12 protein-coding genes are annotated in these 13,592 nt (G+C 44.1%); 7 read left to right on the top strand and 5 right to left on the bottom strand.

Translation table 11 applies throughout. The features are described from left to right. Nucleotides 1-19 precede the first annotated feature (19 nt). The 3 genes from AC6UDC_RS01085 to hdcB form a co-directional block, all read right to left on the bottom strand. Nucleotides 20-1,213: an aminotransferase-like domain-containing protein gene (locus tag AC6UDC_RS01085; protein WP_500720860.1), complete on the bottom strand. Its 1,194-nt coding sequence runs from the start codon at nt 1,211-1,213 to the stop codon at nt 20-22. A 141-nt stretch (nt 1,214-1,354) separates the two neighbouring features. Beyond that, nucleotides 1,355-1,900 (bottom strand): GNAT family N-acetyltransferase, encoded by a 546-nt coding sequence (locus AC6UDC_RS01080; protein WP_500720858.1) that lies wholly within the window; start codon nt 1,898-1,900, stop codon nt 1,355-1,357. A 12-nt stretch (nt 1,901-1,912) separates the two neighbouring features. Further along, entirely contained in the window at nt 1,913-2,434 is a 522-nt protein-coding gene (hdcB, locus tag AC6UDC_RS01075) for a histidine decarboxylase maturation protein HdcB (protein WP_500720855.1), read from the bottom strand. A gap of 112 nt (nt 2,435-2,546) precedes the next feature. Here hdcB and AC6UDC_RS01070 point away from each other — a divergent pair, with 112 nt between their 5' ends. Further along, a complete protein-coding gene (locus tag AC6UDC_RS01070) occupies nt 2,547-3,215 on the top strand; it encodes an MmcQ protein (protein WP_500720852.1) in 669 nt (222 codons plus the stop codon). Between the two features lie 8 nt (nt 3,216-3,223). Here AC6UDC_RS01070 and hdcA read toward each other — a convergent pair whose 3' ends face one another. Then, nucleotides 3,224-4,159, bottom strand: a complete 936-nt coding sequence (hdcA, locus tag AC6UDC_RS01065) for a histidine decarboxylase, pyruvoyl type (RefSeq protein WP_500695478.1) — start codon at nt 4,157-4,159, stop codon at nt 3,224-3,226. A 261-nt stretch (nt 4,160-4,420) separates the two neighbouring features. On the opposite strand from hdcA, the gene AC6UDC_RS01060 reads away from it, so the two are divergent. The 5 genes from AC6UDC_RS01060 to cydC are packed head-to-tail and all read left to right on the top strand — an operon-like array spanning nt 4,421 to nt 11,582. Next, entirely contained in the window at nt 4,421-5,599 is a 1,179-nt protein-coding gene (locus tag AC6UDC_RS01060; RefSeq protein WP_500693276.1) for an NAD(P)/FAD-dependent oxidoreductase, read from the top strand. Nucleotides 5,600-5,625: 26 nt separating this feature from the next. Next, nucleotides 5,626-7,065 carry a cytochrome ubiquinol oxidase subunit I gene (locus AC6UDC_RS01055; RefSeq protein ID WP_500693275.1) on the top strand — a complete coding sequence of 480 codons (1,440 nt, stop codon included), beginning with the start codon at nt 5,626-5,628 and terminating at the stop codon, nt 7,063-7,065. Beyond that, a complete protein-coding gene (cydB, locus tag AC6UDC_RS01050; RefSeq protein ID WP_500693274.1) occupies nt 7,062-8,087 on the top strand; it encodes a cytochrome d ubiquinol oxidase subunit II in 1,026 nt (341 codons plus the stop codon). Before AC6UDC_RS01055 ends, cydB begins: the two co-directional genes overlap by 4 nt. A gap of 20 nt (nt 8,088-8,107) precedes the next feature. Next, the gene (cydD, locus tag AC6UDC_RS01045; RefSeq protein WP_500720849.1) at nt 8,108-9,850 is read left to right on the top strand and encodes a thiol reductant ABC exporter subunit CydD; all 1,743 of its coding nucleotides are present in this window, start codon (nt 8,108-8,110) and stop codon (nt 9,848-9,850) included. Continuing rightward, on the top strand, nt 9,843-11,582 hold the full coding sequence (gene cydC / locus AC6UDC_RS01040; RefSeq protein ID WP_500720846.1) for a thiol reductant ABC exporter subunit CydC: 1,740 nt from the start codon (nt 9,843-9,845) through the stop codon (nt 11,580-11,582). The genes cydD and cydC overlap by 8 nt, the downstream gene beginning before the upstream one ends. Nucleotides 11,583-11,590: 8 nt before the next feature. Here the strand turns inward: cydC and AC6UDC_RS01035 are convergent, their stop codons facing one another. Further along, complete coding sequence (locus tag AC6UDC_RS01035) at nt 11,591-12,568, bottom strand: polyprenyl synthetase family protein (protein ID WP_500693271.1); 978 nt, start codon at nt 12,566-12,568, stop codon at nt 11,591-11,593. Nucleotides 12,569-12,673: 105 nt separating this feature from the next. Here AC6UDC_RS01035 and AC6UDC_RS01030 point away from each other — a divergent pair, with 105 nt between their 5' ends. Beyond that, on the top strand, nt 12,674-13,588 hold the full coding sequence (locus AC6UDC_RS01030; protein WP_500710510.1) for a prenyltransferase: 915 nt from the start codon (nt 12,674-12,676) through the stop codon (nt 13,586-13,588). Nucleotides 13,589-13,592 lie beyond the last annotated feature (4 nt).

The following is a 13,592-nucleotide window of genomic DNA, read 5'->3' as shown; positions in this document are numbered from 1 at the left end:
AACTCACATGAGTTAGGTGCTATTTTAGTCTTTTATTTAATACCTGTGAAATGGCCGTTGCCATCCGTTTAATTCCTTCATCGATCTCATCGTCATTCATGTTGGAAAAGTTTAAGCGGAAGGTCCCTGGTTTTACCTTACCCGCGTAAAAGGAGGACCCAGGAACAAACACCACGTTGTTTTTTAAACAAGTCTGATACAGTTCCTCCGTGTTCACTCCGGGAACTTCAACCCAGATGAACATCCCACCTTCAGGATGACTGTGGCGCACGTTCTTTGGGAAGTACTTATCAATGCGGTTCATCATCAGATTAGCCCGATGCTCGTAGGTATCGGTAATCTTCTTGATGTGGTCGTTAATATCCACGTCATCTAAGTACTGGGACACGATGTACTGGGTTAAGTTATCCGTATGTAAATCGGCATTTTGTTTAAACAAGATGAACTTGTCCATAAAGTTTAATGGTGCATCGATCCACCCCAAACGGAGTCCTGGTGCTAAAATCTTGGAAAAAGAGCTCAGATAGATTACCCCACCGTCATGGTCAAAGTGCTTGAGTGGCGGTAAGTATTTGCCAGCGTAACGAATGGCACCGTATGGGTCGTCTTCCAGAATTGGAATCCCAGCCTCTTTACCAATCTGAACTAACTTCTTCCGCCGCTCTTCCGTCATGGTCCGTCCGGTTGGATTCTGAAAGTTAGGAATCGTGTAGATAAATTTGGCCTGCGGATACTTTTTGATTAACTGTTCTAAGGCATCTGTCTCCATCCCGTCCTCGTCCATGGGAATGCCAACGATTCTGGCACCATAGGACTTAAAAACGTCGATAGCTGAGAGGTAGGTTGGATCCTCGGTCAAAACCACATCACCAGGATTAATCAACATCCTGGAAACAATGTCAATGGCCTGTTCCGACCCCGTCACGATGCCAACGTTAGCAACCGTTGTATTAACGTGGCGTTCTTTCATAATGGCCACAATCTGCCGTCTTAATTTTTCGTAACCAAGCGACTGCGAGTACTGCAAAACCGTTTGCCCATACTGTTCAAAAACCTGGTTTGCGGCCTTTTGGATCTCTGAAACCGGAAACAACTCGGGAGCTGGCATTCCACCACCTAATGAAATCACCTTGGGATCGGAAGCCGCCTTAAAAAGATCTGAAGTTACCGTACTAACATGAGCTGGCACACCGCTTGCGTATCTAAATTCCATTTTAATCGCCTCACCGTACTAAACATTTAATAGTTATTTAACAGTTCACTGTAATCAAAGCATTACCTTATTATTAGTATAGTACATTCAGCTTGAATGCGTCGCTATCACGTATCTAAATGACCTAATGTGTGCGGTGTCTCAAACTTTAGATTCGTTGCGATTTTTCACCCAATCATTTTCGTCATGGCATACGCCGTTAATGACAATTCCATTGGTAATGACTCGTTCCAGCCGAAATCCAGCACGTTCAGTAACGTGATTACTCCGTTTATTATCAACGGCTACTTTAATGTGGATCTGATTCAACTGATAATCACGAAAACCCAAGCTAATCATGAAGTTAAGCGCCCGGTAAACGATCCTCTTTCTGGTAAATTGATTACCCAGCCAATAGCCAATCTCCGTGCTTTTTTGGTCATGATCAAACGAATTAAAACTGATCATCCCAGCAATTTGATCCTGATAAATAATTAATAAGTTGACTGACTTTCCTAATCGATAATGGGTTAAAGTTTGGTGTAAAAATTGCTGCTCATGTGCAACTGATTGCATCGCATCCGCCCATGGCAACCACTTTGAAAGGGTGGTACGTGAGTCTTTTACTAACTGATAGACCAATTTTGCGTCTTCTGGCTGGTCAGGAAGGCGTAACTCAATCTCACTGTCAACACGTTCCGTCCTCATTTCATCACTTCCCTACTTTCCGGTTTTTGAAACCGAACCATTCATATCATCGTATTCATAGCGACTCATTTTTCCCTTTTGCATGGCTAATCGTAGTCGATCAACCTCTGCACCATGATCGGCATTCGTAATGTAATTATTTTCACCACGAACAGTGTTATCGTACTTAGCATCCGTTAATCGGCGTTTTAACACTGACTGAGTAAAGTCATAAACCCGACCATAAACAATGTTTTGATAATTAAATTGCTGACCATTAACCTGAAACTTGATGGCACCGTGTGGAACACCGCGCACAAAGGTCATTGAGTCAATCTCGTTTTGGGGATAGTGGATGACGGAATCATCACCGCCTTCATCATGAAAAACAAGTAGTTCGTTTTTGGTGATCATCAGAACCGTTCTTTGTCGGCCAATCGCGTTAACCAACAATTCCCTTACTTTTTCTTTGGGTAAACGGTTACTTAAATATTGATCGAACTCAGTCCCAATCACTTTTGGTAGCCCATGAAATTTACCTAACTTGGCATGCATTTTGCTTCACCTTTCCTCTTAGTTAGTTGTAATTATGTTATAACGTTTCTTCACTCATATTTTTGGGTACAATAAAACCAGTTCCATTAAAAAGAATGTTAAGGAGTCAGTAATGAGCATCGAAGAACAAATTTTTACTAACCTGAAACCTGATATTTCTAAATTGATTCGGTTTGGTTTTAGGAAACAAAATCACGTCTTAACGTACACCACTCACCTCCCACAAACCAACTTTTCGGTCACCATTACCGTTAAGCAAAATGGCGAAGTCAGTGGAAAGGTAATCGACGATGATTATCACGCCGAATATACGAACTTCCGGGTCGCTAACCCAGAGGGCGGCTTCGCCAGCACCATCAAGCAGAGATACACTGCCATCTTAAAAAACATTGCGCAGCAATGTTTCGACTACGTTCCAGACAACATGGGAACGAAGTGGCTCATCCCCGCCAATCCAAAATACTTTGACTTAGAAAAAGACTTCGCCAAAACCGGTACCATCATGTGGAAACAAACCACTCACATTCATGTTGATGATTTAGTTTACATCTACGTGACGGCACCAGTTGCCGCCATCACGTATAAATGTGTGGCCATCAAGGTGAATCAACCGCACTACTACCACGATGAAAACATCACCATGCACTACGTTATGTTACTTCATTTACTTAGCAGATTTAATCCCAATGAATTTAACGTGGCCGTCCTAAAAAAGCACGGTGTCAAAGCCGTCAGAGGTCCGCGCCACGTTCCTCAATCTTTAAGTCGGATTCTCAAATAACCGCAACATTAATACTGAATATTTTGGTCTGCGACAATTGACTGGTAATTCATCTTTTCAAGCCATTTTGGTAAACTCAGGTTCTCCATAATGTTCATGTCAACGTCTGGAGTCAAAATCGAACCGCCAGGAACCGCATCAACTGGAATCGAAAAGTAGGGTCCAACGGTAATCGCGTTACCAATCTCACCCGGTTTCATCATGACGTGGGCAAAGCCAATCCACGAACTGGCAAACGAAGTGCCCGCATCTTGACCACACTGGGCAATCGAACGCGCGATGGCTTCTCTTCTTCTGGCCAAGAATTCGCCGAGGTCGTCCTCGTTGGGAGTGTTCCAGGTTCCAGCATCCTCAATGAACATGGAGGAATTATGAACGGGATCCTTCGCAATTGAAATGGCAATGGCGGACCAAACGCCGTAACTTTCACCCGGTTTTAGCGGGCGGTCTTCAATTGGTCGTTCGGCAGTGACGCCCTTGTTAGCACAAATAATGAAACTCCCCGGAGCTGGATAGTGCCGACGATTGTCAGCCGTTCCAAAGAATTCTACCAGCGAATCCTGCAGTGGTTTCCCATCGTAAATTGGTAGTTTCGAACCATCCCACTGGGTCACCTTAAACAACGGTTGTGCCCGATCGACTTCTGGATTTCTCAGGAGATCATATCCCAGAATGTGGCCCTGAACGCCCGTAAAGCTGGACGCCGTCATCATGTTAATCTGGCCGATGTAGGCGTTCTTACACTCGGCTCGGTCGTAAGACACGATTCCATCCAAGACGCCATCGTCCGTCTTTTCGCGGGTCCCAGCGTCAACTTTTAGGCCAGTAACATAGCCTGTTCCGAGATTCCCTGGCTCCATGTAACCCCGCGAATATTTTTGATAGGGACTAATCGCAATACGATCAATCCCCTCTTGATTTAAAACTTTGTCAATTTTAGCCATTTTTTGCCTCCTATAAGCGGAAAATTTATTTTGCTTTTGAGACTACGTTCATAATCGCCTAACTCAAAATTACTTGCAAGGAACATCACTTATTAATGCCCAAATGACGGTACTAAAACGATTTTATCTCCCTTTCTTATCAATCAATAAATATTTTATTAAAATTTCCTCATAAAAAGAGTGACACAATGTCAGCATTAGCGTTAAAATAATGTTAAGATTTACACAATAATAGGTGTGTATTGAAAGGAGATCCTAATAATGAAAAAAGTCTTAATACTAGGCGGTGGATTCGCTGGATTAAGGGCTTGCAAGCTTTTAGCTAAGAGTAAAGCCAATCTAGACATTACCTTGGTTAATAAAAATGCTTATCATTATGACTCGACCGGCCTCTACAAGGTCGCATCAGGAGATGAAGCACCAGAACGACTCATGTTTAGAATTACCGACATGATCAATCCTAAGATTCATTTCATAGAGGATGAAGTTATTAAAGTAAATGGTAAAGATAACACGGTCCAAACGAAAAACAACGGAGATTTAAGTTACGACTACCTGTTCAATGCGCTTGGATTTGAACCCGAAACGTTTGGCACCCCGGGTGCGGACGAGTTTGGGCTTCAGATCAGTGACATTGATAACTCAGTCGCTGACTACAAGAAGATTCAAACCACCCTAGATGCCTACGATGAGTTTAAGGATGCTAAGCTCTTGAACATCGTGGTTGTCGGTGGTGGTTTTACTGGCATCGAACTTTTAGGGGATCTCGTGCACATGGTGCCAAAATGGGCCAAAAAGTATGGTTTCAAAAAAGAAGAGTTCAAAATTACCTGTATCGCTCCGGGCTTTTTGCCAATGTTTAACAAAAAACTCGGTGACTACGCGCAACACTTCCTTGAAAAGAAGGGCGTTAAGTTCATCATGGGTGACACGGTGTCAAAGATTACGGCTGATGGTGCTTACTATGGTAAAGATAACAAGTTTATCCCATCTCACTTAGTCTTCTGGACTGCTGGAGTAAAAGGATCTGACGTTATTCCCGATTCACAGTATCCAAACGAGAAACGAAACCGGGTCGCCGTTAACACGAACATGAGCTTAGACGACTTTCCTAACCAGTACATCATTGGTGACGTCTCAGCCGTTAAAGATGACAAGTCCGGTCGGATGTTTCCAACGACTGGTCAGATTTCCATCTACGAAGCGGACGTTGCCGTTAATGATTTCTTAAATAAACTAAATGGTAAACCCGCCATTAAGTTCGACTACAAATCAATGGGAACCGTTTGTTCACTTGGCCCATACAGTGGAATTGCCGAAATTTACATGTTCGGCATGACCTTTAAGTTAAAGGGATGGATTGTCCCAATCTTTAAGAACATGATCTTCAAGAAGAACGGACTTGAACTCGGAAACATTCGGACCATGTTAGAAAGTTAAATTGATTTAAGGAGGAACTATTCACAATGCTTAATTTAGGTTTAAGTGTTTTGCCGCTAGCGCGAATTCAGTTCGCTGAAACCACGATTTTCCATTTCTTCTTCGTCCCAATGTCAATTGGATTGGCATTGATCGTTGCAATCATGGAAACCTTCTATGCGGTGACCAAAAAACCAGTCTATAAGACGATGACGAGATTTTGGAGTAAGATTTTCTTGCTTAGTTTCGCGGTCGGAGTTGTAACTGGTTTGATTCAAGAATTCCAGTTCGGGATGAACTGGTCTGATTACTCAAGATTTATGGGTGACATCTTCGGGGCGCCGTTAGCCATCGAAGCTCTGTTGGCCTTCTTCTTGGAATCAACGTTTATCGGGGTTTGGATGTTCACCTGGGACAAATTAAAACCTGCTTGGCACGCCCTGATGATTTGGTTGGTCTTCTTTGGGTCAGCCATTTCAGCACTTTGGATTCTATCAGCCAACAGTTTCATGCAACATCCCGTTGGTTACCGGATTGACCCTAAGACCGGTCACGCTTTAATGACTAGTTTTAGCGCCATCCTGACCAACCAACAACTCTGGTACGAATTTCCCCACGTGATCTTCGGAGCCTGTGTTACCGGTGGTTTCATCGTCGCTGGTGCATCGGCTTGGATGATCTTTAGAAAGAAGTGGCCCGACTTCTTCAGAAAATCAATGCGAATTGGTTTAGTTGTTGGTTTGATTGCTGTCTGCGGTAGTTTCCTTAGTGGAGACCAACAGATGCTTTACTTAAGCCATCAACAACCAATGAAATTTGCCGCCGCTGAAGGTGAATTTGAAAACGTTAAAAGTCCAGCTGCTTGGACGGCCGTTGAATTCGCTCATACTAACGAACACCGTGCTAGTTTTAAGATTGAGATTCCATACATGATGGACATCTTGACCTACCACAAGCTAAGTGGATCGGTTACTGGTATGAATGAAACTAATGCAAAATTACACAAGAAGTGGAATAGTCAGTTTGGCAAAGATATGAACTACTACCCACCAGTAAACACCTTGTTCTACTCATTTAGAATCATGGTATTTGGTGCAATGACACTAGCTTTCTTAGCCATCTGTGGCCTTTGGTTCTCACGGAAAAAGAAGAATACAATTGGGAAGCAGTGGTGGTTGACACTACTGCTGACGGTTGGAACCTTTGGACCATTCATTATTAACACCTGTGGTTGGCTGGTTACCGAAAGAGGTCGTGACCCATGGGTTGTCTACGGATTACTGCCAATTGCCAAAGCGGTTTCGCCAAGTACGACGGCGGCTTCCGTGCTCTTTACCATTATTATTTACTTCTTCTTATTTGCCACTTTGGGTGTCTTCATGTTTATTTACGCACGAAAATCACTTTACAAGGGGCCTGAAGGTGTCGGCGATCACGAGAGCTACGATACCGAAGATCCATTTTCAAAGGAGGCTTTTGAGAAATGAGTTTATTACAACTTTTATGGTATTTCTTAATCGGATTACTGTTCGCACTGTTCTTAATTCTCGATGGAGCTGATTTTGGGGCCGGAATGTCAACAAGACTGCTGGCTAGTAATTACGACGAAGCAGCTTTGGTACTTCGAACGATTGGACCCCACTGGAGTGGAAACGAAGTCTTTTTGGTTGCCGCTGGTGGTTCAATGTTTGCGGCGATGCCAATGTGGTACGCCTCGTTGTTCTCCGGATTCTATCTCCTGCTGTTCTTTATCTTGGTGGCTCTAATTTTTCGGGGAGTCTCGTTTGAATTCTCCGAAAACGCAGAGACCAAAAAGGGCCGAAATCGATGGATGTGGGCCAACTTCTTCGGAAGTGTCTTCATCCCCTTCCTGTTCGGAATGCTTTTTACCGACATGATTCAAAGTTTGCCAATGGACGGTCAGGGTAACATCTACGTCACCTTCTTCGACGTTGTTAACCCACTTTCAATTCTTGGTGGAATCACGGTAACTGCATTATGTCTCTACCAAGGCCTTCACTACATTTCCTTGCACACGGCGGGCTTAATTCGATACCACGCCTCAGCAATGGCATCCAACCTGTACTGGTTGGCATACCCAGTGGAAATTCTAGTTGTGATTGCCTTATATTTCCAAACCAACTTTTTCGAGACACATTTGGTCTCAACTGTAGTAGTATTAGCATTAATCGTTGCTACAACTATTTGGGGTCAAATTGCTAGTGGCTCTGGTCATGAAGTACAAGCTTATCTTGCAAGTACCAGTACCCTCGCCTTACTAGTAATCCTGATCTTTATTGGTTTATTCCCTAACGTATTGGGTGCCAATGATCCAGTTCACACGATTTCAATCGCAAACGCTTCTTCATCACCATATACGTTAGTTGTAATGACCATCGTGGCATGTATCCTCCTACCGCTCATCGCGATCTACTTTACTTGGAGTTACGTCTCACAATGGCATCGCATTTCGCTTAAAGATATGGAAGATGCCAATTCTGGATATTAAAAATTAAGGATTGATAAAACATGTTTGATAAACAACTTCTATCAATTCCTGGGGTCAAAAAATTAATTGCCAAGCTAAGTATTCTAGCAGTCGTTCAATCGGTCGCTATCATTCTAGAAGCCCTTTTTCTCTCACAGGCAATGGTGCTTACTTGGGAACAAAAAAAGATAGCAGCGTTAACCATACCTGTGCTATCTTTTTTTGTTGCTTTCGCATTAAGATACCTGATCACAAGAATTGAAAATCAAATTACCGATAAATTTGCCAGTCAGGCTAGTAGTCAGTTAAAAGAACAACTCCTACAAAAAGAATTCGAACTAGGACCAGCCATGGTCTCAAACATCGGATCCGGTCACATGGTAACGCTCGCCCTTGAGGGAATCGATAAGGTGGAGAACTACCTTAACCTCATCTTGCAGAAGACCATTAACCTGGCGATCATTCCATGGATCATCCTTCTGTACTGTTTCTTCGTTAACTGGCTCTCAGCGGTCGTGATGCTACTGGTCTTTCCGGTAATCATCTTGTTCATGATTATTCTAGGACTCGCCGCTCAGGCTAAATCTGACCGACAGTACTCCGGCTTTAAAGAGATGTCCAATAACTTCATCGACAGCATGCGGGGACTTAAGACCCTCAAACTCTTTGGCCTCAGTAAATCCTACGGAGATAACATCTATCGGGTTAGTGAAAATTACCGAAAGAGCACGATGAGCGTGTTAAGAGTCGCTTTACTATCGACGTTTGCCCTCGACTTCTTTACGACCATGTCAATTGCCATCGTGGCCGTCTTATTAGGTGTGAAATTAATTAATGGAACGGTGACCTTGCTCCCAGCCCTAATCATCTTAATTCTCTGCCCGGACTACTTTTTACCGGTCAGAGATTACGGAAATGACTACCATGCCACGTTGGACGGCAAAAATGCCCTGATTGACATTAACAAGATTCTGGATTTACCAAGTCCAACCAGCAAAATTAAACTAACCAACTTTCACAACTGGACTAAGGACAGTACCTTAAAGGTCAGCGACTTAAACTTCAGTTACGACCAAAAAGAGGACAACATCGCCGATGCCAATTTCAATCTGAACGGATTCGTTAACATCGGAATCGTGGGTCGATCTGGTTCAGGGAAGTCCACGCTTTTAAACCTACTTGGAGGCTGGCTGTCTCCAACCAACGAAAACGGTCATCTCCCATTCAACGTTGACGGTCAAGCAGTTGACAGTCTCGCTCAATCGGAATGGCAGAAGCACATCAGTTACATCCCCCAGGATCCATACATCTTTGCCGGAAGCATTGCCCAAAACGTCGCCTTTTATAAACCCGATGCTAAAGCTTACGCCATTGACTCGGCCATCGAAAAAGCGGGCCTATCCAAGTTTGTTGACAGTCTCCCAGATAAGGCGAACACCAAGATTGGTGAAGGTGGAAGGGGAATTAGTGGTGGTCAGGCCCAACGGATTGCCCTGGCTCGAACCTTGCTTGATACCGAGCGAACCATTCTCCTGTTAGATGAACCAACCGCCCATTTGGACATTGAAACCGAATATCAACTGAAACAAACCATGGTTCCGATCTTCAAAGACCACCTCGTCATCTTTGCGACCCACAGACTTCATTGGATGAACGAAATGGACTACATTCTAGTCATGGAAGACGGCAAAATCGTTGAACAGGGAACTCAAACTGAATTATCCAACCAAAACGGAGCCTACAAGCAATTGATTAGTGAGATTCGAGGTGGAAACAATGCGTAAACTACTTAAAAACGATACGTGGATTAAACCGTACCTGACCAAGTACAAGGTCCTGTTATTCTGGGTCTTCTTTCTCGGCGTCTTGACCTTTGGGTGTGGGATTGGATTGATGTTCGTTGCCGGCTACTTAATTAGTCGTTCGGCCACTCATCCCTACAACATCCTGATCGTTTACGTCCCGGTCATCTTAACGCGGGCCTTCGGAATTGGCCGACCGGTCTTTAAGTACTTAGAGCGACTAAACAGTCATAACTGGGTCTTAAAGGTCACGTCTGCCCTTCGAAAACGGCTCTACACTACCCTGGAATCATCCGCCCTTTTTTTGAGTGAGAAATTTCAGACCGGTGATTTACTGGGTGTCCTAGCCGACGACATTGACCACCTTGAAAACCTGTACCTGAGAACCATATTTCCAACCCTTGTGGCCTACATCACGGGTATCATCATCATTGTGGCCTTAGGCATCATTAGTTGGCCCTACGCCATCTTCATGTTCGTTGCGTTTACCATCATCTTGTTCTTTGTTCCACTTGCCTCTGAGGCCATGCGGGGGGCTTCTAAGGAATACCAGAAGTCGCTTCTCCACCAGTCTTATGAAAATCTGACGGATTCAACCCTTGGAATCGCGGACTGGATGATTTCCGGTCGAGAAAAGGGCTTTCTTAATCATGTCAGAAAAAACGACCCGAAGATTGCCAAGTCTAACGATCAGACCCACTTATTTGAGTGGAATCGTGAATTTCTCATTAAAGTGGTCTTCGCAATCGTCATCATCGGGACCCTGCTTTGGTCTAACCTGTACTTCAAGGGGTCACAGGAACTCGTTAACTACGCGGCCGCCTTCGTCATGGGAATCTTCCCGCTGATGGATGCCTTCGTACCGGTCTCTCAAGCCTTAGAAGAGTGGCCAATGTACAGTGATTCGGTGGTCCACTTGAATCAACTTTCAGACGAAGAGAGGAAACCGTACGTCTCAGACGAAAAGTTGCCCGTACCAGCTGACTTTAACTCCATTAAACTCGATCACGTGACTTTTCACTACCAGGACGACGCAAATGACATCATCAAAGACGTCTCTTTTAAGATTGATAAACACCACAAGTTAGCAATCATCGGACCCAGCGGAGTTGGAAAGACGACCCTCTTGCAGCTTTTAACCGGAGCGCTTACGCCAACGACTGGACACGTCTTAATCAACAACATCGACGCCTACAAGTTTGAGTCTGACAGCTATAAATGGTTCAGTGTGCTGGATCAGAGTCCGTTTCTATTTGACACGTCGGTCTTAAACAACGTCCGAATCGGAAACGAAACCGCTACTGACGAAGACGTCAAAAGGGCCATCAAGGCCGTAGGATTGTCTGATTACATTGAATCACTACCAGACGGCTATGAAACGAACGTCAAGGAAAACGGAATCAGATTCTCTGGCGGACAACGGCAACGAATTGCGCTCGCCCGCATCCTCTTGCAGGACAATCCAATTGTCCTACTAGATGAACCCACGGTGGGACTGGACCCGATTACCGAAAATAACCTGATTAACACCATCAGTCGAGTTTTAAAAGACAAAACCATGATTTGGGTTACCCATCACCTTCAGGGCTTAGACGAAATGAATGAGGTCATCTTCCTTGAAAACGGCGTCATCAAGATGGAAGGAAACCCGCAAGCATTGTATAAAAATAACGCCCGTTATCGTAGATTGTACGCAATGGACGTTGGGAAATAATTATTCGGTTATTTAGAATACTGAAACAATTCCGAAATGATGGTTTTAAGGACAGCGGTACTCTCAGATTGTGGTAATTGCGCAATTAGGTCAAAAGCGTCGTCTAAATACTGAGTATAAATCTGACGCGCCGCTTGCATTCCGCCACTGTCACTCACAATTTTAGCAATTTCTTTTAGATCAGCTTTTTTAAGCTGGTCTTTTTTTAGGATTTTTTTTAACTTTGGACCGTCAGCGGTCTTGAAAGTCTCAATGACGGGCAAGGTATACACGCCCTCACTGGCATCGTGCAGGGTGGGCTTTTCGGTTTCAACGTCTGGCTCAAAGTCCAGGAGGTCGTCTCGAATCTGAAACGCCATCCCAAAGTTCAAACCAATCTGCTCAGCAATCTGGACGGTGTTATTGTCAGCCATTGAAAGGATGGCGCCCTCCCCCATTGCCACTTTGAAGAGTTCCGCCGTCTTTCCCTGAATTGAATCAAAGTAGTCCTGTTCACTTCGGTCTAAATCATACTTACTTTCGTCTTGGGCCAACTCGCCAAATAGGACGTCCTTCATGCTTTCAACGTTGTAACGCAAATTATCAAAACTTGGGGCATAGTCCAAAAGCATTTCAAAGTATTTCGTGAACAGGTAATCACCCAGGTAGATGGCTTCGCGCTGGCCAAATTGAGCGTTTAACGTATCTTCTCCCCGTCTTAGGTCCGATTGGTCAATGACGTCATCGTGGACCAAAGAAGCCAAATGAATGACCTCAATTGAAGCGGCGGCCTGGAGGAGTTTCTCTCGCTCAACTGCTTCTGTGCCAAAGTTACCCGCGATTAACAGGAGCGCCGCCCTTAGCATCTTGCCGTTTCCGTTAATTAGTTCTTCGATTCCCCGTTTAAACTCGGCCTCAGGAACCTGAATCTCTTTACTTATGAGTGATTGAACTTGAACCAGTTCAGATTCAATTTCAGGAAATTTATTCCAAATGGTTGTTTTCATGTCTTTTCCTTTTTTATGGTAACCTTACGATATTTTCATGGTACTATAATAACAGCATTATCCTTAATAATAATAACATTAACAATGACTTTCGGAGGCAAAACAATGAAGTGGAAATACTTTTATCAACTAACCGAGATGTACACCACCCCAGTCGACGTCTTAATCCTACTGTTCTGTGCCAGCTTTTCGTACTACTTTTACGGTTCTTTTAACTGGCTATACGCCATCTGGGCCTTCTTCATCGTGTTCTTGATGCACCTGTTTTTAAACCTACATAACAACCTGGAAGACTACGAACACGCAACCGACGTGACCGACTACAAGCACGCCACCAGTATCATTGGTAAGTACCACCTAAGTACCCGGATGATCTGGAAATGGGTCGTAATAATGGGGATAATTGTCGCCGTCCTTGGACTCACGCTCGCATACCTCACTGGTTGGCCGACGCTAATCATCGGCATCATCGGCTTTGGCCTCGGACTAGCCTACTCGGCGGGTCCGAGACCAGTGGACTCCACCCCATTTTGTGAACTCGCAACCGGAATGCTCATCATGTTTTTTGACCCGCTGGTCTACGTCTATCTAGGAAGCATTCATCGCTTTCGCTTCTCCTGGGACAGTATCGTCGACGTCTTCTTGGTTACCATGTTCCTGTTTGTGCTTGCCTACATCACCCAACTCGCCAACAACACCTGTGACCTAAGAGAAGACATCGGAAATCACCGTTACACCCTGGTGTATTACATCGGACCATCAGACGCAATTAAATTATTTACAATTGTTTTCTGGTTGACAATCTTAATCATACCAATTTTATCCTTCTTTGGATACGTCCCAATCATTTCAAATTTAATTATTTTGGCTTATCCGCTGGCCTGGAAGAAAGTTAAAGTTTTTCAAACCAACCAGAACAAGCAAGAAGTCTATCATCAAATCGTTGGTGGGGTGACAATGTTAATGGGGTTGTATATCATTACTTACATGATCGGAACCATCATCAAAATCTTTCTTTAATTCA

This window comes from Fructilactobacillus sp. X7R7C1 (genome assembly GCF_059901065.1).
The sequence above is the reverse complement of the archived record's forward strand: the minus strand, read 5'-3'. Positions and strand labels throughout refer to the sequence as shown.

Excerpts from the sequence above, each read along its gene's own strand:
- AC6UDC_RS01085 (WP_500720860.1), bottom strand. The coding sequence starts at position 1,213 with ATGGAATTTAGATACGCAAGCGGTGTGCCAGCTCATGTTAGTACGGTA.
- AC6UDC_RS01080 (WP_500720858.1), bottom strand. The coding sequence starts at position 1,900 with ATGAGGACGGAACGTGTTGACAGTGAGATTGAGTTACGCCTTCCTGAC.
- hdcB (WP_500720855.1), bottom strand. The coding sequence starts at position 2,434 with ATGCATGCCAAGTTAGGTAAATTTCATGGGCTACCAAAAGTGATTGGG.
- AC6UDC_RS01070 (WP_500720852.1), top strand. The coding sequence starts at position 2,547 with ATGAGCATCGAAGAACAAATTTTTACTAACCTGAAACCTGATATTTCT.
- hdcA (WP_500695478.1), bottom strand. The coding sequence starts at position 4,159 with ATGGCTAAAATTGACAAAGTTTTAAATCAAGAGGGGATTGATCGTATT.
- AC6UDC_RS01060 (WP_500693276.1), top strand. The coding sequence starts at position 4,421 with ATGAAAAAAGTCTTAATACTAGGCGGTGGATTCGCTGGATTAAGGGCT.
- AC6UDC_RS01055 (WP_500693275.1), top strand. The coding sequence starts at position 5,626 with ATGCTTAATTTAGGTTTAAGTGTTTTGCCGCTAGCGCGAATTCAGTTC.
- cydB (WP_500693274.1), top strand. The coding sequence starts at position 7,062 with ATGAGTTTATTACAACTTTTATGGTATTTCTTAATCGGATTACTGTTC.
- cydD (WP_500720849.1), top strand. The coding sequence starts at position 8,108 with ATGTTTGATAAACAACTTCTATCAATTCCTGGGGTCAAAAAATTAATT.
- cydC (WP_500720846.1), top strand. The coding sequence starts at position 9,843 with ATGCGTAAACTACTTAAAAACGATACGTGGATTAAACCGTACCTGACC.
- AC6UDC_RS01035 (WP_500693271.1), bottom strand. The coding sequence starts at position 12,568 with ATGAAAACAACCATTTGGAATAAATTTCCTGAAATTGAATCTGAACTG.
- AC6UDC_RS01030 (WP_500710510.1), top strand. The coding sequence starts at position 12,674 with ATGAAGTGGAAATACTTTTATCAACTAACCGAGATGTACACCACCCCA.